Origin of the sequence: Conexibacter sp. DBS9H8 (assembly GCF_023330685.1) — a bacterium.
In the GTDB taxonomy this organism is placed as follows: Bacteria; Actinomycetota; Thermoleophilia; order Solirubrobacterales; family Solirubrobacteraceae; genus Palsa-465.
The window spans coordinates 357,508-382,608 of record NZ_CP097128.1 but is presented as its reverse complement, the minus strand read 5'-3'; the positions used below and the strand labels follow the sequence as shown (position 1 = coordinate 382,608).

At 64.9% G+C, this 25,101-nt stretch carries 27 protein-coding genes; 17 read left to right on the top strand and 10 right to left on the bottom strand.

The window, feature by feature from the left end; genetic code table 11:
• Positions 1-382 precede the first annotated feature (382 nt).
• Both M3M55_RS01795 and M3M55_RS01790 read right to left on the bottom strand, forming a co-directional pair.
• A complete protein-coding gene (locus tag M3M55_RS01795) occupies positions 383-580 on the bottom strand; it encodes a hypothetical protein (RefSeq protein WP_249011112.1) in 198 nt (65 codons plus the stop codon).
• 206 nt (positions 581-786) lie between these two features.
• Complete coding sequence (locus tag M3M55_RS01790) at positions 787-981, bottom strand: hypothetical protein (RefSeq protein ID WP_249011111.1); 195 nt, start codon at positions 979-981, stop codon at positions 787-789.
• A 453-nt stretch (positions 982-1,434) separates the two neighbouring features.
• On the opposite strand from M3M55_RS01790, the gene M3M55_RS01785 reads away from it, so the two are divergent.
• Positions 1,435-2,898 carry an aldehyde dehydrogenase gene (locus M3M55_RS01785; RefSeq protein WP_371878719.1) on the top strand — a complete coding sequence of 488 codons (1,464 nt, stop codon included), beginning with the start codon at positions 1,435-1,437 and terminating at the stop codon, positions 2,896-2,898.
• 541 nt (positions 2,899-3,439) lie between these two features.
• Positions 3,440-3,628 (top strand): alpha/beta fold hydrolase, encoded by a 189-nt coding sequence (locus M3M55_RS01780; protein ID WP_249011109.1) that lies wholly within the window; start codon positions 3,440-3,442, stop codon positions 3,626-3,628.
• 16 nt (positions 3,629-3,644) lie between these two features.
• Here M3M55_RS01780 and M3M55_RS01775 read toward each other — a convergent pair whose 3' ends face one another.
• Positions 3,645-4,235, bottom strand: a complete 591-nt coding sequence (locus M3M55_RS01775; RefSeq protein ID WP_249012436.1) for a GNAT family N-acetyltransferase — start codon at positions 4,233-4,235, stop codon at positions 3,645-3,647.
• 91 nt (positions 4,236-4,326) lie between these two features.
• Here M3M55_RS01775 and M3M55_RS01770 point away from each other — a divergent pair, with 91 nt between their 5' ends.
• The 7 genes from M3M55_RS01770 (at position 4,327) to M3M55_RS01740 (ending at position 10,625) form a co-directional block, all read left to right on the top strand.
• Positions 4,327-6,075, top strand: coding sequence for a class I adenylate-forming enzyme family protein (locus M3M55_RS01770; protein ID WP_249011108.1), 1,749 nt, complete (start codon positions 4,327-4,329; stop codon positions 6,073-6,075).
• On the top strand, positions 6,075-6,863 hold the full coding sequence (locus M3M55_RS01765) for an SDR family oxidoreductase (protein ID WP_249011107.1): 789 nt from the start codon (positions 6,075-6,077) through the stop codon (positions 6,861-6,863). Before M3M55_RS01770 ends, M3M55_RS01765 begins: the two co-directional genes overlap by 1 nt.
• Before the next feature lie 32 nt (positions 6,864-6,895).
• Positions 6,896-7,270 carry a hypothetical protein gene (locus M3M55_RS01760; protein WP_249011106.1) on the top strand — a complete coding sequence of 125 codons (375 nt, stop codon included), beginning with the start codon at positions 6,896-6,898 and terminating at the stop codon, positions 7,268-7,270.
• Between the two features lie 202 nt (positions 7,271-7,472).
• Positions 7,473-8,348 (top strand): hypothetical protein, encoded by an 876-nt coding sequence (locus M3M55_RS01755; RefSeq protein ID WP_249011105.1) that lies wholly within the window; start codon positions 7,473-7,475, stop codon positions 8,346-8,348.
• On the top strand, positions 8,345-8,884 hold the full coding sequence (locus tag M3M55_RS01750; protein ID WP_249011104.1) for a GNAT family N-acetyltransferase: 540 nt from the start codon (positions 8,345-8,347) through the stop codon (positions 8,882-8,884). Before M3M55_RS01755 ends, M3M55_RS01750 begins: the two co-directional genes overlap by 4 nt.
• Positions 8,881-9,840 carry an alpha/beta fold hydrolase gene (locus tag M3M55_RS01745; protein ID WP_249011103.1) on the top strand — a complete coding sequence of 320 codons (960 nt, stop codon included), beginning with the start codon at positions 8,881-8,883 and terminating at the stop codon, positions 9,838-9,840. Before M3M55_RS01750 ends, M3M55_RS01745 begins: the two co-directional genes overlap by 4 nt.
• Positions 9,837-10,625: an SDR family NAD(P)-dependent oxidoreductase gene (locus tag M3M55_RS01740; RefSeq protein WP_249011102.1), complete on the top strand. Its 789-nt coding sequence runs from the start codon at positions 9,837-9,839 to the stop codon at positions 10,623-10,625. The genes M3M55_RS01745 and M3M55_RS01740 overlap by 4 nt, the downstream gene beginning before the upstream one ends.
• A gap of 25 nt (positions 10,626-10,650) precedes the next feature.
• Here M3M55_RS01740 and M3M55_RS01735 read toward each other — a convergent pair whose 3' ends face one another.
• From M3M55_RS01735 to M3M55_RS01725, 3 genes are read right to left on the bottom strand one after another with little or no spacing between them, the layout of a single operon-like run.
• Complete coding sequence (locus tag M3M55_RS01735; protein WP_249011101.1) at positions 10,651-11,418, bottom strand: SDR family oxidoreductase; 768 nt, start codon at positions 11,416-11,418, stop codon at positions 10,651-10,653.
• Between the two features lie 54 nt (positions 11,419-11,472).
• On the bottom strand, positions 11,473-12,213 hold the full coding sequence (locus M3M55_RS01730) for an SDR family oxidoreductase (protein ID WP_249011100.1): 741 nt from the start codon (positions 12,211-12,213) through the stop codon (positions 11,473-11,475).
• Positions 12,214-12,236: 23 nt separating this feature from the next.
• The gene (locus M3M55_RS01725; protein ID WP_249011099.1) at positions 12,237-13,193 is read right to left on the bottom strand and encodes an enoyl-CoA hydratase-related protein; all 957 of its coding nucleotides are present in this window, start codon (positions 13,191-13,193) and stop codon (positions 12,237-12,239) included.
• A gap of 36 nt (positions 13,194-13,229) precedes the next feature.
• Here M3M55_RS01725 and M3M55_RS01720 point away from each other — a divergent pair, with 36 nt between their 5' ends.
• Positions 13,230-14,918 (top strand): NAD(P)/FAD-dependent oxidoreductase, encoded by a 1,689-nt coding sequence (locus tag M3M55_RS01720; protein ID WP_249011098.1) that lies wholly within the window; start codon positions 13,230-13,232, stop codon positions 14,916-14,918.
• Here M3M55_RS01720 and M3M55_RS01715 read toward each other — a convergent pair.
• Complete coding sequence (locus M3M55_RS01715; RefSeq protein ID WP_249011097.1) at positions 14,906-15,862, bottom strand: alpha/beta hydrolase; 957 nt, start codon at positions 15,860-15,862, stop codon at positions 14,906-14,908. The two genes, M3M55_RS01720 and M3M55_RS01715, sit on opposite strands and share 13 nt — an antisense overlap.
• Before the next feature lie 4 nt (positions 15,863-15,866).
• The gene (locus tag M3M55_RS01710; protein WP_249011096.1) at positions 15,867-16,625 is read right to left on the bottom strand and encodes a cyclase family protein; all 759 of its coding nucleotides are present in this window, start codon (positions 16,623-16,625) and stop codon (positions 15,867-15,869) included.
• A gap of 78 nt (positions 16,626-16,703) precedes the next feature.
• Here M3M55_RS01710 and M3M55_RS01705 point away from each other — a divergent pair, with 78 nt between their 5' ends.
• The 3 genes from M3M55_RS01705 to M3M55_RS01695 are packed head-to-tail and all read left to right on the top strand — an operon-like array spanning position 16,704 to position 19,466.
• Positions 16,704-17,891, top strand: a complete 1,188-nt coding sequence (locus tag M3M55_RS01705; protein WP_249011095.1) for an acyl-CoA dehydrogenase family protein — start codon at positions 16,704-16,706, stop codon at positions 17,889-17,891.
• A gap of 31 nt (positions 17,892-17,922) precedes the next feature.
• On the top strand, positions 17,923-18,696 hold the full coding sequence (locus tag M3M55_RS01700; RefSeq protein WP_249011094.1) for a hypothetical protein: 774 nt from the start codon (positions 17,923-17,925) through the stop codon (positions 18,694-18,696).
• Positions 18,693-19,466, top strand: a complete 774-nt coding sequence (locus M3M55_RS01695; protein ID WP_249011093.1) for a crotonase/enoyl-CoA hydratase family protein — start codon at positions 18,693-18,695, stop codon at positions 19,464-19,466. Before M3M55_RS01700 ends, M3M55_RS01695 begins: the two co-directional genes overlap by 4 nt.
• A gap of 23 nt (positions 19,467-19,489) precedes the next feature.
• Here the strand turns inward: M3M55_RS01695 and M3M55_RS01690 are convergent, their stop codons facing one another.
• Complete coding sequence (locus tag M3M55_RS01690; protein ID WP_249011092.1) at positions 19,490-20,182, bottom strand: TetR/AcrR family transcriptional regulator; 693 nt, start codon at positions 20,180-20,182, stop codon at positions 19,490-19,492.
• 148 nt (positions 20,183-20,330) lie between these two features.
• Here M3M55_RS01690 and M3M55_RS01685 point away from each other — a divergent pair, with 148 nt between their 5' ends.
• Both M3M55_RS01685 and M3M55_RS01680 read left to right on the top strand, forming a co-directional pair.
• Positions 20,331-21,908: a sugar ABC transporter ATP-binding protein gene (locus tag M3M55_RS01685; RefSeq protein ID WP_249011091.1), complete on the top strand. Its 1,578-nt coding sequence runs from the start codon at positions 20,331-20,333 to the stop codon at positions 21,906-21,908.
• Positions 21,895-22,971 (top strand): ABC transporter permease, encoded by a 1,077-nt coding sequence (locus M3M55_RS01680; RefSeq protein ID WP_249011090.1) that lies wholly within the window; start codon positions 21,895-21,897, stop codon positions 22,969-22,971. The genes M3M55_RS01685 and M3M55_RS01680 overlap by 14 nt, the downstream gene beginning before the upstream one ends.
• Positions 22,972-23,000: 29 nt before the next feature.
• Here the strand turns inward: M3M55_RS01680 and M3M55_RS01675 are convergent, their stop codons facing one another.
• On the bottom strand, positions 23,001-23,246 hold the full coding sequence (locus M3M55_RS01675) for a hypothetical protein (RefSeq protein WP_249011089.1): 246 nt from the start codon (positions 23,244-23,246) through the stop codon (positions 23,001-23,003).
• Positions 23,247-23,268: 22 nt separating this feature from the next.
• Between M3M55_RS01675 and M3M55_RS01670 the strand changes: the two genes are divergently transcribed.
• Entirely contained in the window at positions 23,269-24,222 is a 954-nt protein-coding gene (locus M3M55_RS01670) for a hypothetical protein (RefSeq protein ID WP_249011088.1), read from the top strand.
• A 60-nt stretch (positions 24,223-24,282) separates the two neighbouring features.
• A complete protein-coding gene (locus M3M55_RS01665; protein ID WP_249011087.1) occupies positions 24,283-25,053 on the top strand; it encodes an SDR family oxidoreductase in 771 nt (256 codons plus the stop codon).
• The last annotated feature ends 48 nt before the right edge of the window (positions 25,054-25,101 follow it).

Below are 25,101 nucleotides of genomic sequence, written 5' to 3'. Positions count from 1 at the left end.
CATCGGCCTGCGGCGATCGACTCGCGGAAGCGAGCTGCTGACATCAGCTTGGCTTTGGGCGGCGAGATCACAGCAACAGGTGCGCCGCCGCGCGTGATTACGCTCTCTTCCCGGTCGCGACCCTGTTCAGCACGTCAGAGAAGCTCCTGGCGGCGTCGGTTGCGATCATCCGTCTCACAGCATCAATCTTTCAGAGAAATCTGATTAGTCGCAGCGCGGGTGATCTCAGGCGTCCCGCGGAGGACGCGGGTCCTGGCGTGCTCTGGCGTCGCTTGCTCTGAAGCCGCCGCTCGACGCTGGCCCGCGTCGGACGTGAGGCACGGCGCGGAGGTGGCGGGGTCAGTGCGGCCCGTGGCTTCGCGGCGAGCCGCTCGAGCGCGAACTACCGATCTCGTGCCTGGCTGCGCGTGTCCTGGCCGATGGCGCTCGCCCGCGCGCCGAAGCGTGCCTCCAAACGTGCGCGCTGAGCGTCGCCGAGGTTCTCGAGTGCGCGCAATTCGATGCTCGCCTCGATCCGGACGGCGGTCACCTCGGGGTACTGGCCGCCCGGTCCGGAGGAACGGCTGGCCCGAATGTGCACCAAGTCAGGCCGGGATGTTTTGCATTCCCGCGCCGATGCTCAGCTCGTCATCCATAGCTGTTGCTTGAAAGCGCCGATCCCGGGCACCGTTCCGGGCGATCGACCAAGCCGATGCTTGGTGAACGGGAGTTTGACGTCGCACCAATCCAGCCAACCCGACGGTCGCGCCTGTGCGTGGGTGCGGCAACGGTGAGGTTTGGCTCGGTTCACAGAGATGCATCATCTGGGAAGGCGCTGCCAGCGAGTCGCGTACCGAGAGCCCAGGCGGCGAGCCTGCGAAGAAGTCGCTCCACCGGGTGGCCAGGCTCACGGACCGTGCCGCCGTACTGATCATTGAGTTCTTCGACCAGCCACTCCTCTTCGACGGTGAGCAGAGTCGACGAGAACAGCTCCTCTGACATCCAGCCCTCGGTTTGGTTCAGTGTCTCTGCCTGGAGGCGGAGCTCGCGGTAGGTGGCTTCGGACGCGTGTGCTCTGTACCTTTGTGAGGCGGTCCAGGCATCTTGTTCAAGTCGGCGTAGCGCACGCAGCGTGGAGTCATCCATTCCCATTCACCCAGCCCGGGGATGGCACGTCGTTCACTTCAAAATCGGCATTGCCCAAATCCTGTGCGTAGGCTAACGCGTGGCAGTCGCCGCACGTGGCATCTGCCAGGTGCAGATCGGGCTCCGGCATCCATGTACGGCGGGGCGAGGTACGTAGGGGCGTTGGCTGCTGTCTCCTGCCGCGCTTGCGTGATCTGCATCAGCAGGAAAGAGCGCGGCTCCGGAGCCAACCACCGTCAACACAGTAGTTGACTTGCTCGGCCGTTCGCTGTAACGTCGACGCGCCGCGACAGAGACAGAGGAGAGGGAATGACTACGACGGCCGGAGTGCACGCGGTAAGGAGCTTTTCGAAGCTGTTGATCGGAGGCCGATGGGTGGAACCCTCCAGTGACAGGGTCATCGAGGTGGTCTCGCCGATCACGGAAGAGGTCGTGGCAACGGTTCCCGAAGCTCAGAACGCCGATGTGGACGCCGCCGTCGCCGCTGCTCGCGTCGCGTTCGACGAGGGCCCATGGCCGAGGCTGACGCCGGCCGAGCGCGGTGCCGTGCTGCTGCGGGCTGCCGCTGAGATCGAAGCGCGCCTGCCGGAGCTGATCGCGACCTGGACCGTGGAAATGGGCGCCCCACACATCATCAGTGAGTCATTCCACACGATCGGCGTCGGCAACTGGGAGATGGCCGGCACGCTCCACGAGCGAGTGAGCCTCGAGGAGACGCGGCGGTGGAAGGATGAAGCGGTACGGGTGATCAAGGAGCCGGTTGGGGTCGCCGCAGCGATCATCCCGTGGAACGGTCCCGTGGCCACAGCCGGATGGAAGATGGGCCCGGCGCTCGCTGCCGGGTGTCCGGTGATCCTGAAGCCTGCCCCGGAGGGCCCGGTCAACGTGATGATCCTCGCCGAGGCCCTTGAGGCAGCGGGTTTCCCCGAGGGAGTCGTCAGCGTGTTGCCGGCGGGACGCGAGGTCGGTGAGCATCTTGTTCGTCACCGTGACGTTGACAAGGTCAGTTTCACCGGCTCCACAGCGGCCGGCCGACGGATCATGGCATTGTGCGCGGAGCGGATCGCTCGTGTGACGCTCGAGCTGGGAGGCAAGTCCGCGGCGATCATCGCGGACGGGATTGCGATGGAGGACGTGCTGCCGATCATCATTCCAGGCGGTATCGCCCACTCTGGACAGGTCTGCGCCGCGCTCACGCGGATTCTTGTGCCGCGCTCACGACATGACGAGATCACGGCAGCCGTAAAAGCGATGATGGAGGGCTTCAAGGTGGGGGACCCGTCTGAACCGGACACCTTCATCGGTCCGCTGGCCGCTGAACGGCAGCGCGCGCGGGTGGAGGAATACATCCGGATTGGCCGGGAGGAGGGCGCAACTCTCGTTACCGGCGGCGGGCGTCCAGCCCATCTCGAACGCGGCTTTTACGTCGAGCCAACGCTGTTCGCCAACGTCGACAACAGTATGCGGATCGCCCAGGAAGAGATCTTCGGACCTGTTTTGACGATCATTCCCTTTGACTCGACCGACGAGGCTGTGCGGATCGCCAACGATTCGCCGTACGGCCTCTCCGGCGCAGTTTTTGCGGAGGACGTCGAGCTCGCCGAGAGTATCGCGCGGCGGGTGCGAACCGGTCAGATGTCGGTCAACTCCTGGGCCATCTGCTCCAGCCAGCCGTTCGGCGGTTTCAAACAGTCCGGGATTGGTCGTGAAGGTGGGATCGAAGGGATCGAGCCGTACCTTGAAACCAAGGTCATCCAGGGCCTCGACTCCTGATCGGCCGAGCGGAGTGAACAGGGAGAAGCGAGCTGCCGTCGGAGACGTTGAACTCGACTACCGAACGCTTCGGCGTCCACGGTGATCCGCCCGTGATGGGCCTTGGACGACAGCTGCACTATTGGCACGAACAGTTCTGCGAGCAGCTTTCCGGACGCGGGCTGTTCGTAGGGTGATTGGACAATCGTGACGTTGGGCATTCGACTCATTTAGGACTGGAGGTCGACCACGGCAGGCTCGGGCCTGACTCCGAACTGCCGTAATCGATCGCGAACATGGCAGCTGATGTGCCGGCGTTGATCGCGGCGCTCGGGTTCGACTCGGCGCACCTTGTGGAAATCTCATTCGGTGGCATGCTCTGCCAGACGCCGCCATAGATCATCCTCGCCGGGTTCGAGCTCCATAGCAGTGGCTGACCCGGCGTGCGGGGCATGCGTTTGATCGCTGCTATGACCCGGGGGGCATCTTGCGTCAGGCGGCTGCGGTCGCCACAGCCCCGGGTCGAACCCCCGGCCTGCGCAAGCTCCGGATCCCCGCTCTGGTGATCCACGGATCGGACGATCTGCTCGTCGACGTGAGCGGCGGGAATGCGACCGCTGCCGCGATCCCTGATGCCGAGCTGATGGTCATCGACGGCATGGGCCACGACCTCCCCCGGGACGTATGGCCGCACGTCATCGACGCAATCGAGCGGACCGTTCGTCGCGGTGAGACGGGCAGTTCGACCTAGCCGAGTCGGTCGCTCATCATCCGGGCCGGTTCGAGGATCCCAGCGCGCGCGGGTGTAACGCGCTCCGCAGACGCTCACCGATGCCGGGCAGAGCGGGCAGTTCGACAACCATCTCGATAACCCCATGATCGACCTCACTGACCGATTGCCCCAAGTGGGCGAACAACGAGAGCGCTCCGGGATTCTCGCCAAGCACTTGCGCGCTGAACCGACGAATGCCCTCCTGCCGTGCCCGGCAGACGAGCCTGTCAAGCAGAGCGGCTCCGACGCCTCGGCCGTGCCAGGCGTCAACGACGGTGACCGCGATTTCAGCCGTCGTGGCATCAGCACTCAGACGGCCGTAACGAGCTACTCCGAGTACCTCGCCCGTCACGGGAGCGACCGCCAGGATCGCCTCCCGATCGTGATGGTCGACGTCGATGAGAGCCTCGAGCACGCCGGGAGGGAGCTGTTGCAGGCGCAGAAAGAACCGTCGGTAGCGCGACGGCTCGCTCAGGCGGTCGAAGCTGGCCGCAATGAGCGGCTTGTCCGCGGCCGATAGCGGCCGCAGGATGATCGGCTGACCGCCTTTGAGTCCGACCGTCCACGATTTTTGCCTTGTGCTCATCCACCTCAACCATAGGCGTGTTGAACGGGGCGCCGGGACGGGTGTAGTGTCCTGTCAACGCGGACGTTGCCAGCGAGCACAAGGAGACAGCATGACCCAGGGAAACAGATTGGCACCCGCCGCTGAGCGAAGGGAGCGCCTGCAAGCCCGCTACGCCCCGTGGATCCCGATGACGCTCGCGCAGGCGCTCGATCGGGCGGCAGCTGAATTTCCTGAGCGTCCGTTGGTGATCACCGATGAGCGCGTATACACCTACGCCGAGGTGCAATCGTGGTCTGAGCGTCTCGCCGCTGGTCTGATCGAGCTTGGTGTCGGCGTGGGCGACCATGTCGCGCTTGTGATGGCCAACCATCCGGAGTTCGTTCCGATCAAATTCGCGATCGCGCGAGCCGGTGCAACCTGCATCCCGATCAACTTTCTCTTCCAAGCCGCCGAGCTTGGGTATGTCCTGCGTCAGTCAGACGCGAAGGTCCTGATCACGATGGACCGTCACCGCGACCTGGACTACCTCAGCCATCTTGATTCGCTCGTACCGGACTGGGAGAACGCCGGGTTCGGCAGTGATTTCCCCCAGCTCCGGCGGATTGTGGTGTTCAGCCCCGAGCGGATCCCGCCCAGCCGCGAAACGCTTTCGCTCGAACAGCTCGAGTCGCTCGGGCGTGAGACCTCGACCGTGGAGCTCAGAAGCCGTGCTGCGACGATCGACGTCAGCTCGTACTCGGACATCCTCTACACATCCGGGACGACCGGCAGCCCCAAGGGCGTGCTGCTCAAGCACGATCAGGTCGTGCGCGAGTCTTACGCCGCCGCCTACCAGCGGGCGTTGGAGGACGGCCGGCGGATTGCCTTCCCGATGCCGATGTATCACGTGTTCGGGTATATGGAGGGCCTGATGGCTGCGCTTTTCGTGGGCGGCGCGATCATCCCTCAGGTGGCTTTCAACGCCTCCCACATGCTCAAGCAGATCAGTCGACATCAAGTGCATGAGGTGATGGCCGTGCCGGCCGTAGCGCTGCCGTTGATCGCGGAGCATCGCCGCGGCGGCTATGACATCTCGACGGTGCAGACGGTCTTTGCCAGCGGCGGCGCGGCGCCCCCGAGCGTGTGGGACGACATCCGTGACGTGTTCGGCCCCGGTGTCGAGCTGATCACCGGTTACGGAATGACCGAGACGACCGCCACCACGACCTGCACCAATCCGGAAGACGACGAGTGGTTCGTTCGCAACACCAACGGACGCCTCCGCGCAGGCGGATTGGCGGGCGACCCAGAGCTTGATTACCGGGTGGCGGCGTACAAGGCCGTTGATGTCCAGACGGGCGCGGACCTTGCCCCCGGTGAACGCGGTCACCTCCTCGTCCGTGGAATGGTCGTAACAGACGGCTATTACAAGAAGCCGGAGGAGACGGCACTGGCGTTCACGCAGGACGGCTGGCTCCGGACCGGGGACATCGGTTCGATCGATGCTGACGGGATTCTGCGACTCACGGGCCGGCTGAAAGAGAGCTTCCGCGTTGGCGGGGAGATGGTGATGCCAAAGGAGATTGAGAACGTGTTGGCTGAGCACCCGGCCGTTGCCGAGGCGCATGTGGTGGGAATTCCTCATGATCGGATGGGCGAGGTTGCCTGCGCGTGGGTCGTGCCAGTCGACCCGGACGGCCCTCCGGTACCGGAGGAGCTTGTCGCGCACTGTCAGGCGCGGCTGGCGGGGTTCAAGGTTCCCAGGAGCGTCATCGTCGCCGCCATCGAGGAGTTGCCGGTGACGGCCACCGGCCGCGTGCAGAAGTTCCGCCTGGTCGAACTCTCGGTCCAGCGCCTGAGCGAGCGCATCGAGGCCTGATGGACCTCAGAGGATGCACGGCGCTCGTCACGGGCGCCAGCCGGGGAATCGGCCTGGCTCTGGTCGCCGAACTGGCGAAGCGCGACATGAAGGTTGTGCTCGCGGGGGTGCGTGAGCCGGAACGGTTCGAGCCGATGACGGATCGCGCCTCCGTGGTGCGTCCGGTCCACCTTGACCTCTCGAGCCGGGACTCGATCGAAGAGTGCTGCGCCGCGATGGGCGAGGAGCTGAATCAAATCGATCTGCTCATTCACAATGCCGGGCTCATGACAGGCGGCCTGATCGAGGAGCAGGACACAGAAGCGTTCTACGCCCTGTTTCAGGTCAATCTCGTGGCCGTCGCCCATCTGTCTCAGAAGGTGATCCCAGGGATGCTCGCGCGCGGTCGCGGCAAGATCGTGATGAACGGATCGATCGGCAGTTATGCGGTGTTCCCGGCGGTCAGCACATATGCCGCAGCCAAAACGGGAATGGTCGTGCTCAGTGAGGCGATGCGGCGCGAGCTTCGGGATACGGGCGTCGAGGTGATGCACCTGGTCACCCCGAGTGTCGACACCGTACTTCTCGACGATACGGAGGCCATCTTCGGGCGATACATGGATACATCCAAGTGGGAACGGATGAGTCCCGCGGACTGGGCAGTCGAAGCGGTCACGGGCATCGAGGCAGATGAGCACGTCGTTCTTCCAAAGGGAGCCACAGCGATTGCGCGATTGGTGCGGCGCGAGGGCGTCTTTCCGCTTGATCCACTATCGGACCGCACCTTCAACCGTCAACCGCGGTGTTGACAATGTCCGTACCGTCCTCTTAGGATTGCATCGTGAGCACGGGGAAACCTCCTTGGTGGCGCGCCTTTGACAAGGTGGAACGAGCGATCGCGGGGCCGCTCGAGGAGATCGCCGCGTCCAGCCGCTATGTCGACGTGATGGTGCGTGGCCTCAAGGTCCAGCGATCCGTCGGTGGAGGCGTGGGTCGAATCGTCGGTGGCGTCAGTGAGCGCGTGCTCAAGGTCGCCAATATTCCCACGCGATCAGACATCCGGCGTCTCAACAAGCAGTTGGCGGTGCTCACCAGCGAAGTGCGGGAGCTCTCTGTCGTCCAGAGGGAGATGAAGCTCGCGCAAATGAGCGCTCAAGCCAACGAGCCGGTCCGTGGGTCACGATCTGGAACGAACGAGTTCGACGATGTCACCTGAGACGGAGCAGAGCGGACTTCTGGGCGCCGTTCGTCGGGAGGTCCGGCGCGGTGCGACACGGACCAAGAACGGAGTCAAGTACGCAAGGGGGGCGGAGTTCGCGCCCCCGCATCCGACGGCCAGCGACGTCATCTGGCGCCATGGAAACGCGCACGTGCGCCACTACAGGTCCGATGCTCCGCGTCGGTTCAGGCAGCCCGTCGTGGCCTACCTTGGGCTGGTCGGACGCTCCTACATCTTCGACCTCTACAAGGGCGGCAGCATTGTCGAGATGCTGATGGATTACGGCTTCGACGCGTATGTGCTCGACTGGGGTGTCCCCGACACGGTCGACTCTGAGAACACACTGGAGACGTACCTCCGCGGCTATCTTCCAGCAGCGTTGGACGCAATCGCCGCCGAGGCGAACGCCGACAGCGTGAACATTTTCGGCTACTGCATGGGTGGAATCATGAGTGTCCACGCCCTGGCGGCACAGCCTCACTTGCCAGTTCACACACTGACCACACTCGCGTCACCGTTTGACTGGAGCGACCTAGGGGCCTTTGTCAATGCAATGAAGGACGGCAAGATCGAGCTCGAAGAGCTGCTCGACGACAGCGGCAATCTACCGGGCTCGGTGATACGCCAGAGCTTCAAGGCGCGCAAGCCCACCGGCGACATCGTCAACTACGCGAACCTCTGGCAGCACATGTGGAACGACCGCTACGTGGAGGGATATCAGGCGATCAACCGCTTCTTGTCCGATCACATTCCCATGGCACGCGGCGCTGCCGAGCAGATCCGTGACCAGTGGATGCGGGACAACGCGTTCATCCACGACACGTTGCGCTTCAACGGCCGCCGAGTGAGCCTCGCCAATATCACGACGCCGGTGCATGCCGTGATCGCGGAGCGCGATGACATCGCGCCGGTCGCGTCCGCCAGCATCCTGAAGGAGATCCTGCCCAACGCGACGGTCGACCTGCTGCAGATCGATACCGGCCACGTGAGCCTGTTTGCGGGACGCCAGTCGGTGAAAGAGGTCATGCCGCAGGTGTTCGATTGGATTGGAAAGCACAGTGAGGAGATCGGATGAGACCAGACGTGCGGGACCTGACCCAGGCTGATGGCCCGGCGCTCAGTGCGTTCTTTGCCGAGATGCCCGCTGAGGACAGGACGTTTTTTCAGTTTGATGTCGACGACCCGGCGGTGATCGACGCGTACGTCTCAGACGACAAACGGCTGCGCAAGGCCGTCGTCGACGACGACGGACGTCTCCGGGCGCTTGCCGCGCTCGATCCCGGGCTCGGGTGGTCAGCTCACGTCGCCGACCTCGTGCTGCTCGTCTCCCCTCGGGCCCGACGCCAGGGTCTCGGCAAAGTCCTCGCCCGGACGATGCTGATTGAAGCGGTGAACCACGGCTATAAGAAGGTGACGGTAACGATCGCGTCAGACAATGAGTCAGCGGTGGAGATGTTCCTCCGGCTGGGCTTTGAGGGCGAGGCGCTCCTTCGTGACCAGCTCCGCAATCCCGGCGACGGCGAGTTACGCGACACCGTCATCCTCGCGCACCTCGTCGACGACACCTGGTCGACGATGGTGACGGGCGGCTTTGAGGATGCGGTCGCATGAGTGCGGTCACTGACCGCAAGCTGCGGTTCCCTGAAGGGAGGGTCCATGTGCGTGCGGTCGGCGACGGACACCCGCTGCTTCTGATCAACGGTCTTGGCGCCCACACGGGGATGTGGGAGTCGCTCGAGCGTGAACTCGAGGGCTTTCAGATCGTTGAGTTCGATTTGCCGGGGGCGGGCCAGTCTGACGTGCCGTGGCTGCCCATGCCGATCAAGCGCGTGGCCAGCCTAGCGGTGTCGGTGATGAACAAGTTCGAGATGGGGCAGGCAGACGTCCTCGGCTACTCGATGGGAGGTGTCGTCGCTCAGCAGCTCGCGGCCGACGCGCCCGAGCGAGTCCGACGGCTCCTGCTCGTCTCGACCACCCCTGGGCAGGGTGCAATGCAGGGTCCCGTGAAGGCGATGATCAACATCATGACGCCGATTCGGTACATGTCTCCCGCCACATACGCCAAGACAATCGGGTCGCTGGTTGGCGGTCGCGCGCGTTACGATCGGACCTGGATCGCCGAGCAGGCCGAGCTGCGCTTCAACCAGTCGCCGCCATGGAGGGGTTACCTCGGACAGCTCGCGAGCATGGCAGTCTGGAGCGGGTTGCCCCTGCTTCCCCGTATCCAGAGCCCGACGCTTGTGCTGACGGGGGATGACGATCCTCTCACGCCGGTGGCCAACTCGATGCTGATCACCCACCTGCTTCCCCAGGGACGGCTGTGCGTCATTCCGGGCCAGGGCCACCTGATGGTGCTGGATGAGCAGAGCGGCGTCGGCGCGCTCGTCAAGGAGTTCTTCAGCGTCGAGGCACTCGAGCACTCTGACGTTTGGACCAACGCCTCCACCGTCAGCTCCGTTGAGTTGACGGCGGCACTTGACGGGGTTGGGTTTCAGCTGCCGCCGTGGAGTCTCGTCAACGCGAGAGCGCGGAAGCGCTGGCTCCCCGTCAACGGGCACGTCGCATGATCGAGTCCGGGCCGGCCGCGTCCGGAGAGGCGATCTTCCGCCTCGACGGAAAGGTCGCGATCGTCACCGGCGCCAGCAGTGGTTTGGGGGAGCGCTTCGCTCGGGTACTGTCCGCGGCCGGGGCGCGGGTCGTGCTCGTTGCTCGCCGGCTGGAGCGGTTGGAGGGCCTCGCCGCCGAGCTCGACGGCTCGGTTCCCGTGGCGTGCGACCTCGGCCGCAGCGAGGATCTCGAACTCCCGGTGCAGGCTGCGATCCGGTCGCACGGACGCGTCGACATCCTTGTCAACAACGCCGGAATCGAGCGGAGCCGGCCGGCGCTTGAGGAGACCGAGGAGGTATTTCGTGAGGTGCTCGGGGTCAACCTCGTGGCGCCGTTCGTACTGGCCGCGGCGGTCGCCCGGGACATGCGTTCACGCGATGCCCCAGGATCGATCATCAACATCGCCTCGATTCTTGGGATCGTCGGGGTCGGCCGTCCCCCACAGGCGTCCTACACGGCCTCAAAGGGGGGGCTCATCAACCTGACGCGTGAGCTTTCAGCCCAGTGGGCGCGCTATGGGATCCGCGTCAACGCGATCGCTCCCGGCTTCTTCGCCAGCGAGATGACCGATCAGCTCTTCTCGGACGAGAGTGGCTATAGGTGGGTGGCGCGCCACACGGCGTCCAACCGCCACGGTCATGGTCACGAGCTTGACGGCGCGCTGCTGTTCCTGGCGAGTGAGGCGGCCTCCAGCTATGTGACCGGTGCTGTTCTCCCGGTCGACGGCGGCTGGACGTCGATGTGAGCGACCTTTCGCGCCCGACGGCCGCTCAGTGCGCGGCCCAGATACCGCCGTCGACCGGGATGATCGCTCCGGTCGTGTAGGCACCCGCCCGACTGGCCAGGTAGATGGCGGTGCCCGCGACGTCATCGGGGCGTCCGATCCGCCCGAGCGGCGATCTCGCCGCGATGATGTCGCCGAACTGCTCAAGTGTGGCGGCTGTCATCTTCGATTGGAAAGGTCCCGGGGCGATCGCGTTGACCGTGATGTGCCTTGGTCCCAGCTGCTTGGCGAGCACTCGGGTGAGCTGATGGATTCCGGCCTTGCTGGCGGAATATGAGTAGGTCTCAAGATCGGGCACGCGCAGTCCGTCGATCGATCCGATGTTGATCACCCGGGCCGGATCATCGGCGCTGGCTGCGGTCTCGAGCATCGGCAGGAAGGCCCGGGTGAGGAGAAACGGCGCCTTCAGGTTGAGCGCGAGCACCTTGTCCCACGCAGATGCGGGGAACTCCTCAAGGGGAGCGCCCCAGGTGGCGCCAGCGTTGTTGACCAGGATATGAAGGTTGCGCTCGTGGTCGCCAACCTCCGCGGCGAGCCGTTGGCACTCGGTCTCGCTCGAGATGTCGGCGGGAATCGATATCACGTCGCCGTGGGGGGAAAGTTCGGCGACCGCCGCTTTTCCAGTCTCGGCCTTACGTGAACTGATGTAGACCTTCGCACCCGCATCCAGCAGGCCCCGTGCGATCATCATTCCGATCCCGCGTGTTCCGCCGGTGACGACTGCCACCTTCCCGGTCAGGTCGAACAGAGCCATTGGGAAATTTCCTCTCTCTCGGAGTGACGGGGTCGTGCGTGGCAAGGCCTGGATTCAGCCCCGCGGCCCGCCGGCGACGTACAGCACTTGGCCAGAGACGAAGCCGCTTCGCGGGTCCAGGAAGAACGAGACCGCTTGGGCGATGTCCTGGGGTTCGCCGGCGCGGCCGACGGCGATTTGGGAGACCTGGCTGGCGACCATCTCATCGAAGTCGATCCCAACGCGAGCAGCTGTTCCTCTCGTCATGTCGGTGATCGTAAACCCGGGGGCCACCGCATTGACGGTGATGTTGTGGCGGCCCAACTCCATCGCCAGGGTCCGGGTCAAGCCCTGGAGGCCTGCCTTGGCCGCAGAGTAGTTGACCTGCCCGACGTTCCCGAGGGCGGCCGTTGACGAGATGTTGACAATCCGGCCCCACATCGCCTCTCGCATGTGTCGCTGGGTCTCACGGCACATGAGAAAGGCGCCACGCAGGTGCACCGCCATCACGCTTTCCCATTCGGTGACGGTCATCCTGGACAGGATCCGGTCACGCTGGATTCCCGCATTGTTGACGAGCGCCACGGGTGGCCCCAACTCGGCAGCAATTCGCTCCACAGCCCGGGTGACGGCTACTTCGTCACCGACGTCGGCCCCGACCGCGACGCTCCGCCGGCCGCAGCCGGTGACCGCGGCCGCGGTTTCTTCGCAGGCGCCTTCATCAAGGTCCAGAGCTGCGACATCGTATCCATCCTCAGCCAACCGTCGGGCGATCGCTGCCCCAATGCCGCGGGCGGCACCGGTGACAACCGCCACGTGAGCGTTTGGGCCGGATGAGCTCACGCGCCTGCGGTTCCCCCGGGGCCCGGCTTCCCCCCGGTGCTGGTGTTGTTCCGGGAGGCTTGGTAGGCCTCCCAGTAGGTGCGATGCTCTTTGAACTCGCGGTCGCGGAACCGTACGGCGGGGCGGACACCGCCCTCGCGCCAGATCTCGGTGAACTCGTTCAGGGCCGGACCGGCGATGCCCATCGCGTCGAGGTCATTGGCCGCGGCCATGCCGGCGTGCATCCCCTGCGCCTCGAACCAGCGGTTCGTCACCTCCTTGTGCGAGTAGAGCGCGTCGAGCGGCACATTGGCGACCCGCTCGGCGTAGGCGCGACCGACCGCCTCCAGTTGGTCCCGCGGAACCGACCGGTTCACCAACCCGAATTCAGCTGCCTCGAGGCCGTTCATGTTGTCGCCGGTGAACAACCACTCCTTTGTCTTGCGCATGCCAAGGTGGATCGGCCACAGCCCGAAGACATGAATCTCGCCCATCGCCCTGGCCTCGGGCTGCCCGAACAGCGCGTCATCTGCGCAGAAGGCGACATCGCACACGCCGAGCAGATCGAGGCCCCCTGCGATGCAGTGTCCGTGCGCAAGGCCGATCGTCGCCTGGCGTAGGCGGAACAGTCGCATCCAGCGCTCCCGGCTGAGATGAAACTCGCGGCGTGACCAGACCGGCGAGCGCCGGTGAGGCCGGCGCTGCACGTCGTTGATGGCGCTGTCGGCATCCCACAGGTACGAGAATTCGGTGAGGTCGTAGCCGGTGCTGAAGTGGTTGCCGGCGGCTTTGATGATCAGCACACGCGTGTCGTCATCCAGATCGAGGTCGTCCATGACCAGGTCAAGCTCGTCCCGCAGCTTCCGCGAGAGGGCGTTGCCCTTCTCCGGCCGGTTGAGCGTGACGGTTGCGATCCGTCCGTCCTTCTCGTAGATGAGCGTCTCCAATTCCACGGGCCTCTCCTCGACCTTCACCGTAACGTTTGCATCTGAGCGCTGTATGCTATCAACATGAGCGTTGAAACCGAACCCGCTGAAGTTCCCTACGTGGATGTGGTCGTCGTAGGAGCCGGTTTCGCCGGGCTCCGTGCGCTGTACACGCTGCGTGAGTGCGGTTTTACCGTTGCCGTCTTGGACGAATCAGATGACATCGGCGGCGTCTGGTACTGGAATCGCTACCCTGGCGCCCGCTGCGATGTTGAAAGCTTCGATTACTCGTATGCATTCTCAGAGGAGCTCGAGCAGGAGTGGCGCTGGAGCGAGCGCTACGCGACCCAGCCTGAAATTCTTCGCTACATCAACCATGTCGCCGATCGCTTTGGTCTGCGCTCCGACATCCATTGCAGTCAGCAGGTCCGGCGGGCCGCCTACGACGATGAGGCGCATCTCTGGACCGTGCAGACCGACACCGGCGGTCACTGGATCAGCCGCTTCCTGATCCTCGCCGTCGGACAACTCTCGACGACGAAGGCACCGGATCTCCCGGGTACAGACGACTTCACGGGAGCGATCTACCACAGCGCCCGCTGGCCGCAGGAAGGGGTCGAGTTTGCCGGCAAGCGCGTGGGCGTGGTCGGCACCGGCTCGTCTGGAACCCAGATGATCCCGATCGTCGCGCAGCAGGCCGAGCACCTCACGGTTTTTCAACGGACCCCGAACTACAGCATTCCGGCGAACAACGCGCCGATCACCGATGAACGCGACGAGCAGGTCAAGGCGGGCTACCGCGAGCGGCGGCGCAAAGCGCTGGACACACCGAGCGGCCTCGGCTTCACGCCGAACAAGACCTCCGCGCTTGAGGCGACCCCAGAGGAACGTGAGCAGACCTTCGAGCAGGCCTGGCCGACGGCGGGCTTCGGCTTCGTTCTCGCCTTCCCAGACCTGCTGATCAGTCAGGAGGCCAACGACCACGTCTCGGAGTTCGTGCGCAAAAAGATCGCCGAGAAAGTTCGCGACCCTGTCGTTCGCGAGAAGCTGATGCCGCGCGATCATCCGTTCGGCACCAAGCGGCCGCCGGTCGACAGTGGCTACTTCGAGACCTTCAATCGCGACAACGTCGAACTCGTCGACATCCGCAAGGATCCGATCGACGCGATCACCGCTACCGGGATCCTTACTGCCGGCGGCCATCACGACCTCGACATCATCGTCTTCGCCACCGGGTTCGACGCGATGACCGGGTCCCTGCTGCGCCCTGAGATCATCGGTTCGGGGGAGCGAACCCTCGTCGAGAAGTGGGCCGATGGCCCGCAGACATACCTCGGGCTCGGCGTTCACGGCTTCCCCAACATGTTCATCATCGCCGGCCCCCAGAGCCCATCGCTCCTCAGCAACGTCCTGCTGTCGATCGAGCAGCATGTTGATTGGCTTGCGGCGTTGCTCGTCCACGCCCGGGATCATGGGATCGAGGAGATCGAAGCCGAGGCCGAAGCTGAGCGCCGATGGGTAGAGCACGTGCGCGAGCGTGCCGAGCAGACGCTCTACCCCAAGGCCCGTTCCTACTACATGGGTGACGATGTCGCCTCCAAACCTCGGGTGTTCACACCCTACGTCGGCGGGGTCCGTGGCTATCGCCGCACCCTGGAGCGCGTTGTCGCGGACGGGTACGACGGCTTTGCGCTGAAGGAACGCACCTCCGGATCAGAGACCAGCTCCGCCGATGCTGCCGCCCTCGCGGCACAGGGTCTTCAGACCCGCTGACCGATCGCTCGGAGCATGCCAGCGAGCGTGTCGGTCAACTCTGCCGCCTGGCTCAGCTCGGCGTCCAACCACCAGAATCCGTGCGCGGCTCCGGCGTACACGATGGTCGTCACTGGCACCGCTGCTGCGCGCAGCCGCTCAGCGTAGGCGAGGCCCTCATCACGGAGCGGATCCAGTTCGGCCAGGATGATCGTGGTGGGAGGCAGGCTGGAGAGGTCCTCGGCTGCCAGCGGCGCGGCGCGTGGGTCCGTTTGGTCGGCATCGGTGGCGAGGTAGAGATCCCAGAACCACTCGAGCTCCCGGCGGGACATCAGCGGCCCGTTTGCGCGGTCGCAATAGGAGGCGAACGGACTGTTGCGGGCGGGAGCCAGACAGGGGTAGAGCAGGATCTGGCCAACCAGTCGCGGACCGTCGGCGCGCCCGGCCAGATCACCTGATGTGGCGGCCGCGAGGTTGCCTCCGGCGCTGTCGCCGAGTAGTACGACGGTGTCCGGGTCGGCGCCGAGATCGGCCGCGCGCGCGACAAGCGACTCTACGGCTGCCACGCAATCCTCGAGGGGGCCTGGGAACCGCGTCTCCGGCGCGCGCCGGTATTCGACGGAGGCGATCACGCAATTACCGGCCACCGCCAGACGACGGCAGGGACGATCGGCTGCGCGCACGCTACCGAGCGCCCAGCCTCCGCCATGGAAATAGACGACCAACGGGAGCGGGCGACTGGGATCGGGATCGTAGATCCGCACCGGGAGCAGACCGGCGGATCCCGGGATGAGGATGTCTCGCACTGCGGCGACCGTGATCGCGGGCAGCTGCGAGCGCGTGACGTTCTCCAGGATCGCACGGGCCTTGAGGACACCGATCTGGTCGTAGCTCGGAACGCCGGCCGCTCGGAACTGCTCCACGAGCCTCGCCACGTCCGGGTGCGGCTCGCCTGTGCCCGTCACGCTGTCAGTCATCCAGGATCGCCACCACCCGAGCGGGTGCCGCACTCGCGCGGGCCACCCGCAGCGGAAAGCAGGCCACGCTGAAGCCGTCAGGTGGGAGTTGGCTGAGGCCGAAGAGCCGTTCGATCTGTGAGTAGCGCAGGTCCGTCTGGTGGGCCTGCCAGTAGATTCCGGGACGCTGCTCTCGCAGCGCCTCCTCGGCCTGGAGGGGGAGGGGACGGTCCCAACCCCAGGCGTCGATCCCCATCACTCGGATCCCACGGTCATAGAGCCAGTGGGTCGCGGCAGCTGAAACTCCCGGACCGCGATTGATGTAGTCGGCATCGCGATAGAACGCGTCGCGGTCGGTCCGGATCAGGACGATCTCCCCAGGAGCAAGATCGTGGTCGATGGCCGCCAGTCGATTGACGAGATCGGGGGCCTCGATCACCTCGCCGTCGGCTCGGTCACCGAAGTCGAGGACGACACCGGCGCCGAAGAACCATTCCAGAGGCAGTTCGTCGATCGTCTCGGCCCGCTCGCCGCCGATCAGCGAGTTGTAATGCCACGGTGCGTCGACGTGTGTCGAGTTGTGGGTACCAAGGGTCAGGGTTTCACGGGTCCAGCCTTCCCCGTCTCGTAAGAGCTGCCGGGGGACGCCGTGGAGTTGCTCGATCTCCGCGGCGCCTTCTGCGTGACTCACGTAGTCGATCAGTGTGCGCTGGAACGCCGGAGTCTCCGGTGGACTTGGTTCGATCGGAGCTGAGAGGTCGACGATTCGCATCAACCGAGCTTAATGGGGCCGAACACCTTTGTCAGCACCGGCGTTGACGCGATCGCCGGGGATCGCGATAATGGCAGCGTGATCAAGACCAAAAGCCTTAGCGTTTCAGCGCTGCTGGCGCCGACCGACGAACGCCGTGACCTCCGCGACAGCGTGGCCAAGCTGACCTCGCGGTACGGGCGCGCGTATATGCAGAAGCATGCTCGCGAAGGGACGCGACCCGACGAGTTCTGGCAGGCACTGGGTGCCGCCGGTTTCTTGGGGGCACACATCTCCGAGGCGTACGGCGGCGGTGGTGGTGGTTTCACCGATACCGCGATCGTTCTCGAGGAGACCGCTGCTCAGGGATGCCCCCTTCAGTACATCGTGATCTCACCCACGATCTGTGGCACGATCCTCGATCATCACGGGTCGGATGCGCTGAAGGACCGCTGGCTGACCGGCATCGCTGAGGGCACGATCAAGATGTGCTTTGCCATCACCGAGCCCGACGCCGGCACGAATACCCATCGGATCTCCACTACCGCCACGCCTGATGGGAACGCCGGCTGGCGGTTGAACGGCGCCAAGTACTGGACGTCGGGGGTTGATGAGGCCGACGCGATCCTCGTCGTCGCTCGCGATGCTCAGCCAGGTCCAAGTGGCACGCCCACGCTCTCTCTGTTCGTCGTCGAGGCCAATGCGCCCGGCATCACGACCCAACCGATTGACTCGGCCTCCGATGCGCCCGAGACGCAGTTCATGGTCTTCTTCGACGATGTTCCGGTCGCTCCGGACGGTTTGATCGGCGCTCAGGGCCAAGGGTTGCGAATGGTGTTCAGCGGTCTTAATCCCGAGCGCATCGCGGCGGCGTCGATGGTCAACGGGATCGCTCTGTTCGCGCTAGAGAAGGCGGCCGCCTACGCGCGCGAGCGCGTCGTGTGGTCGACGCCGATCGGTGCCCATCAGGGCCTCGCCCATCCGCTCGCGAAGGCCTACATCGATGTTCAGCTCGCCCGCCTGATGACGATGCGGGCTGCGGAGATGTTCGACGCCGGCCTCGACGCCGCTGAGGCGTCCAATATGGCGAAGCTCGCCGCCGCGGATGCCTGCCTGCAGGCGCTCGACCAGTCGATGCAGACTCATGGGGGAAACGGCCTGTCAAACGAGATCGGTCTGGCTGACCTCTGGTTCACGGCGCGGACCGTCAAGGTTGCACCGGTCAGCCGCGAGATGGTCCTCAACCACATCGCACAGCACAGCCTCGGCCTCCCCAAGAGCTATTGATCGCGCCTGGTCGGCGGTGTTCATGGATCCGATGGTAAGCCTCGTGCGCCGTTGGGCGGTGGAGTGGATCGCCGCCGCCGATCCCTCGGTCTGCGCAGAGATCCTCGCTCCCGAGTACCAGATTCTGATCGGGGGCTACGTGCTGGGACCGCGGGAGCGCTACATCGAGGGCACGGTCGAGCAACTCGACCGCTTCCCAGGGCTTGGGCTCACGGTTCACGAACTGATCCGATCGGAGGGTCGGCTCGCCGTACGGTTCACCGAGCATGGGGCGTCTGTCAAGCTCGACGACCGGGCGGCTGCGTGGGGCGGGATCGCGCTGTTCCGCTGGAACGGCGAGCAACTCACGGAGTGCTTTGCCGAGGAAGATTACCTGGCCCGGCGCCGACAGTTGGCCGGTGAACGCTGCGATCCGATCGACCGCCCGTCACCCGCTCCGTGGAATGCGACCCACGTCGAGCCGGACCCGGAGGCGGAGGCGGTTGTACGAGCGTGGCTGGCCACCGGAGGTTTCGCTGGGGCGGAGCTCGACGACGCATGGCTGGGGAGACCTGCACCGCTGCTCCTGGACGATCCGGAGACGGAGTTGACCGAGCTGTTCTCAGCCGGTCCGCGGGTTGCCTTTCACGGTCTGCAACGGGGACGCTATGCAGGGGGGTTGGAGGGCATCGATGCCGCGCCTGGATCGGAGGCGGCCCACCACCTTGTGGGTCTCGTGACGGTCGCTGACGCTCGCGTGAGCGAGGGTCGGGTGATCCGTGATCGCTTGGGGATGCAGCGAGCGCTGGCGGGAGCGCGAACGTGAGCCGGTCGGGCGCTGAGCTGCTCGTCGAACGGCGTGGCCCAACACTGGTGATGACGCTCAACCGGCCTGAGGTCCGTAACGCTGTCAACGCCTCACTTGCCGAGGCGCTGGCATGCGCGCTCGCGGATCTGGACGCGGATGAAGCATTGCGCGTCGGCATACTCACTGGGCGGGGGGCCAGCTTCTGCTCGGGCCTGGACCTGAAGGCATTCCTCGCTGGGGAGCCTCGGAGCGTCGAGGGCAGAGGGTTCGCCGGACTCACCGAGGCGCCCCCGGCCAAGCCGCTGATCGCGGCCGTCGAAGGTGCCGCGATGGCCGGCGGATTCGAGATGGTGCTGGCGTGCGATCTCGTCGTCGCCGGTGACGGTGCGTCCTTCGGCCTGCCCGAGGTGAGACGAGGGTTGATCGCGGGTTCTGGGGGCCTGATTCGGTTGCCTCACCGGATTCCCCCGCAGATAGCGATGGAGTACGCATTGACGGGTGACATGATGTCAGCGGCCGAGGCACACCGTTGGGGGCTCGTCAATCGGCTAGCTCCTACCGGAGAGGCGCTGGGGACAGCCCAGGCGCTCGCCGCTCGGATCGCCGGCAACGCCCCGCTCTCGATCGCCTTCAGCAAGGAACTCATCACCGGCGCGGCCACGTGGACGGAGGCTGAGGCGTGGGACCGCCAGCGTCAGCGACTCGACACGGTGATCGCGTCGGCTGATGCCCGCGAGGGTGCCGAGGCGTTCGTGCAGAAGCGCCCGGCGGTCTGGTCTGGCGAGTGAGGCCTGAACGCGGACGTCAGCGATCAGGCAAGCAGGCCGCCGAGAACCATGTCGGCGAAGGTTGACCCAATCTCCTCTGCGCTGACGGGCGCCTTGTTCGGATCGAACCAGCGGTTGGTCCACCCGACCATACCCATAATGCCGTAGCTCTGAAGCCACGCCGGAGCAGCGCTCGACAGGGTCCCGTCTTGGTGGCCAGCCTCGATGATCTCGATCAACACGTCAGTGAAGTCGTGATTGACCTGTTTCATCTCCTGCGCCCAGGTGTCGCGCTCGGGGGCGACATGGTCGAGGTTCTCCTGGATCAGCACGTAGAGCACTGGGTAGAACTCGGCGTAGGAGGCCATCACGCTGACGATCAGTTGCCGCACCTTCTCCGGAGCGGTTCCCTCCCCGTCGCGGATTGAGATCGCGGTGGCCAAATTAACCCCCACGGCCTCACGGACGATCTCCTGAAAGAGGTCTTCCTTACTCCCGACGTAGTAGTAGAGCGTGGCGCGGTCCGTGCCAAGCGCATCGGCGATGTGGTTCAGCGTCGTGCCACGAAAGCCGCGTTCCTTGAAGACGGAGGCCGCCACGCGGACGATCTCCTGCGTGCGGAGGACATAGGCATCGCGGCCGCCACCCCGTGCTGCGGCTCTGCGCTGGGCGATGTTGCTGGATCTGGGCGGGATTTTTCCTGCCGTCGGTCGCTGCGGAGGTTCCCGGCGCGTCACTGAGCCTCCGATGGTACCGGCCAGCGCATCAGCGCTCGATCAGATCGAGGTTCCTTGAAGAACTGTGAGACCAAAATCAACTCCAGCGTTGATGTTGACATCCGGCGAGCGGTCTGTAAAGCTGCGACCGGAGGAGAGGATGAAGTTGGTGAGAGAACCCGCGACAGCGAGCGATCGCCTGGCACTTAAAATCAGAGGGGTAGCGAAGACGTTTCCAGGTGTCCGCGCTCTGGTCGACTTCGATCTCGACGTGCGGGCTGGATCGGTTCACGCTCTGCTCGGCCACAATGGCTGCGGGAAGTCCACGCTGATCAAGGCCCTCGCTGGCGTTCATGCTCCGGACCCGGGAGCCAAGGCGTGGATCGACGACGAGCCACTCGAGATCGGTGACGCCGTGGACGCGCAACTGAAGGGGTTGCGGTTCGTCCACCAGGAGCTCGGCATCATCCCGGAGATGGGCGCGGTCGACAACGTCGGGTTCGTCCTCGGCTTTCAGCGGGGGCGCTTCGGTCGAATCGACTGGCGCGCGCAGGCGAGGGTGACCACCGAACTGCTTGAGCGCTTCGGCTTCAAGCTCGACCCACATAAGCCACTTGCCGCTGCATCACCACCAGAGCGTGCGGCCGTTGCGATCGTCAGGGCGGTTGCCGGGTGGAAGGCCGGACGGGGCGTCTTGATCCTCGACGAACCGACCGCTGCCCTGCCCGCTCACGAAGTGGACGAGCTGTTCCGCCTGGTGCGGGAGGTCAGCGGCACTGGGACCGCCGTCATCCTCGTGTCACACCGTTTGGACGAGGTGATGGCGATCGCCGACCATGCCACCGTGATGCGGTCTGGCGCAAAGGTGTGGGACGGTCCCCTGTCGAGCACGTCGCTCAGCGGGCTCGTTGACCTCATCTCCAACACCGAAGCGTCCGATTCCACTGCGACAGCCGGTTCGCACGCGAGCGGGCATCGCGTCAGGAATCACACGACCTCCAGCGAGACGCCGATCGCACTCGAGGCCCGTGGGATGTATGGGCGTTATCTGCGAGGGGTGAGTTTCCGGCTTCGCGTCGGTGAGGTTCTTGGCGTGGCAGGGTTGCTGGGTTCTGGTCGCGAGGAACTGCCGTATCTCATCGGCGGCAACCAACGCTCGGGGGCCGAGGGTGCGGTCAGCGTCGACGGCCGGGAGTCGCGTTGTCTCACTGTCACCGAAGCGCATGAACTTGGGATCGTGCTTGTTCCGGCTGATCGAGCCCGGGAGGGGATCTTCGCCGATTTCACGACGCGCGAGAACGTATCACTCGCAGCGCTACCGACGATCGCATTGCGTGGGCTCTTCACGCCGCCCGCTGAGAAGGCGTTCGTCAGCCGCTGGCTCAACGCCGTCCACGCCGATCCGGGCTTTTCCGAGCGTCTGATCTCGACCCTTAGCGGCGGTAACCAGCAGAAGGCGATCCTAGCGCGCTGGCTATCCGTGGGACCGAAGGTTCTGCTGCTGTCTGAGCCGACGGCAGGCGTCGATATCGGCGCCCGCAACGTGATCTATCAGGAGTTGCGTCAACGAGCCGCCGATGGCCTCGCGATCCTGATGGCCTCGTCAGATGTGGAAGACCTGCTCGCATCCTGCGACCGCGTGATCGTGCTGCGAGACGGTGTGATCGCCGGCGAGTTCGCCGGCGATCACATGACCAAGGCGGCAATTGCCTACGCAATGGAGGGTGCGCACAGTGAGCACGGTTGATCGTGTCAGTGAGGGTCCCGGGGCCGCCGGAACGAGCCCCCTCGCGCCGGACGGGGAGAGCCGCCCGTCTTGGCGTCGGCACTTGGGCTTCGCCAACATCGGCGTCGTGTACGTGGAGATCGCGCTGATCATCGTCTTCTCGATCCTCGCGCCGTCGACATTTCCAACCTGGATCACGGTCAAGTCGGTGCTCAATGAGAACGCTGTCGCTGGCCTGATGGCGCTCTCCCTCGTGGTGCCGCTCTCGGCACAGGTATTCGATCTTTCGATCGGTAATGCGATGGGGCTGGCCAACGTGGTGATCGCCTGGCTGCTTGTCAACAAGGGCGTGGCGGTCGTCCCGGCAATCCTGATCACCCTCACGCTCGGCCTCCTCATCGGTCTCCTCAATGGCCTTGTCGTCGTCACGGCGAAGATCGATTCATTCATCGGAACTCTGGCGACGGGATCGTTGATGGTGGCGGCGATCTCACTGGTGACCCACGACCAGCAGATCACCGGCAATGCGCTGAATGGCTCGTTCGGGAACATCGCGACGACCAGCGTCGCCGGTATCGAGCTCCCAGTGATCTTGATGCTTCTCGTCGCCATCGTGCTGTATGTGATCCAGAAGTACACCGTGCTCGGGCGTCGGATCTACGCGATCGGCTTCAACGAGCGCGGTGCGGTGCTGGCCGGAATCAAGACCGGCCGAATCAAGTTCGCGACACTGATCGTCTCCGGCACCGTCGCGGCGATTGCCGGCATCCTGCTTGCCTCCGGTGTCAGTTCGGGGTCACCCGGTATCGGTCCGCCTTATCTGTTGAACGCCTTTGCAGCGGCGTTCCTCGGGGCAACCCAGTTTGGGGGTCGGTTCAATGCCTGGGGCACCATCATCGCGGTGATCCTGCTCGGGACGGGCACGACCGGTCTCGTGCTGGTCGGGGGGGCACCGTGGACGCAGAGCATGTTCAGCGGCGTTGTCCTGCTGGTGGCCTTGGGAGCCTCCAGTTTCGAACGGGCAGTCCAGGCGCGGGCCTGGGTTCGATCGCGACGCGTTCGGCGGCCCGCACCCGCAGAGTGATCCAGCGATACCGCCACAAGTCAGACCAATCAAATCAACGCAGTAGTGGAGAGAGGCACGTCCGTGAGTACATTTAGGTTCAGATCGTCGGTGCCGGCCGCGGCAGCAGTAGCTGTGTCGCTGGCCCTCGCCGTGGCGGCCTGCGGGAGTTCCGCCAGCACGCCGAGTTCCAGCAGTTCACCGAGCGCATCGAGCAGTTCGACATCGTCCAGCAGTGCGTCCTCGACGGGCAATTCAGGGTTGGCGGAGGCCAAGGCGTTCGTCAGCGCGCACATCACCAACCCGACCCAGATTCCCGTGACGACCCCGGTTGGCAAGAAGATCCCGACCGGCAAGCTCGTCGACATCCTCAACTGCGGACCGGCTGGATGCACATACGCGACCAACGCGTTCAAGCAGGCGGCGGCAGTTCTGGGTTGGAGGGTGAAGGAGTACACCCCCGCTGAACCGACCCCACAGCTCGTCCAGAATGACATGACACAGATTGTCAACGACCATCCTGCTGCGGTCGTCGTCACAGCGCTGCCGACGATTGAGTATCCCCATCAGGCCGCGGCGCTGAAGGCCGCGCACATCCCATTGATCGAGCTCTACGGGACAGATCCCACCTCGGGCACCGCGCCGTTGGAGATCGATGGCGTCGGGTTCGACGATGCCTTGGCCCAAGCACTCGCCGACAAGACCACGGTCGACCTCGGTGGTAAGGGGACCGTCGCCGACGTGATCCTCAGCGGCTACCCAATCATCGCGGCCTACACCGCCGCCTACAACGCGCAGCTGAAGAAGGTCTGTCCGGCGTGCAAGATCATCTCGACGACGATTGCGCCAACCAGTTTGGGAACGACGGACGGAACTGACATCGTCAACTTCCTTCGTGCCAACCCGGGGGTCAACGCGCTCTTCCTCTCCTATGAACAGGTTGGTGAGGACCTGGCGAGCGCCGCGAAGGGGGCCGGTATCACGCTGCCGAAGACCTACTCGGAGGCACCGACGATCGCCGGGGTTCAAGCCGCAGCGGCTGGCGTGCGGACGGCGACGGCGCCCGTTGACTACAACGAGAACGGCTGGCAGGTGGCTGACGCGCTCGCTCGCCTCTTCACAGGTCAGAGCACCGCGCCCGACGAGAACAGTGGCCCGCCAGTGATCTGGGCCAAGGAGTACCACAACATTCCCGCTGCGACGTCGAGCACTGTGTTCCCGACCGACAATCCGAACTACCAGGCGCAGTTCAAGAAGCTCTGGGGCAAGTAGGCCAGGAGTGGCGTCCAACAACGATGGCGGCGGTCTTCGGGCCGCCGCCGACGCTGTCCCATGCTGACATCAGCAAGCTTCCGCCTCGACGGGTCGACGGCCCTCGTCACCGGCGCGGGCGGTGGGATCGGAGCTGAGATCGCGGTCGGCCTCGCTGAGGCGGGCGCAGATGTCGGTTGTCTCGATCGTCCGTCCACGCATCTGGACGACACCGCCGCTCGGATCCATGCGATGGGAAGGGGCGCGGTCGCGCTCTCCGCCGACGTCACAAGCCCCGACTCCCTCGCGGCAGCCGTTGCCACCGTCGAGTCGGAGTTGGGGCTGCTGAGCTCAGCCGTTAACTGCGCAGGGATTCACAGCAACGCGCCGGCCGAGGAGATGGAACTCGGGACGTGGCAGGCGTTGATCGACGTCAATCTGACCGGGGTTTTTCTCAGCTGCCAAGCCGAGGGCCGGGCGATGCTCCGTAACGGCGGTGGCCGGATCGTCAATGTCGGTTCCATCTCCGGCACGCTGGTCAACCGTGGCATCAACCAGATCCACTACAACGCGAGCAAAGCGGGAATCCTCCAGCTATCACGCAGCCTCGCGATTGAGTGGGTCGACCGCGGTATCCGCGTCAACGTGCTCAGCCCTGGCTACGTGCGCACGGGAATGGCACGAGGCGTTCAGACGGCGCGCACGCTCGACGATTTTCTCGACGACATCCCCATGCGGCGGATGGCGACACCAAGCGAGCTTGTGGGGCCGGCCGTGTTCCTTCTGAGCGACGCCGCGTCGTATTGCACCGGCTCGGAACTGCTCGTCGACGGGGGCATCACCCGCTGGTAGGTTCCGGCCGGCGAGGGTCCCGTCACGCCCGCCCTCCGTTCCCCGGCG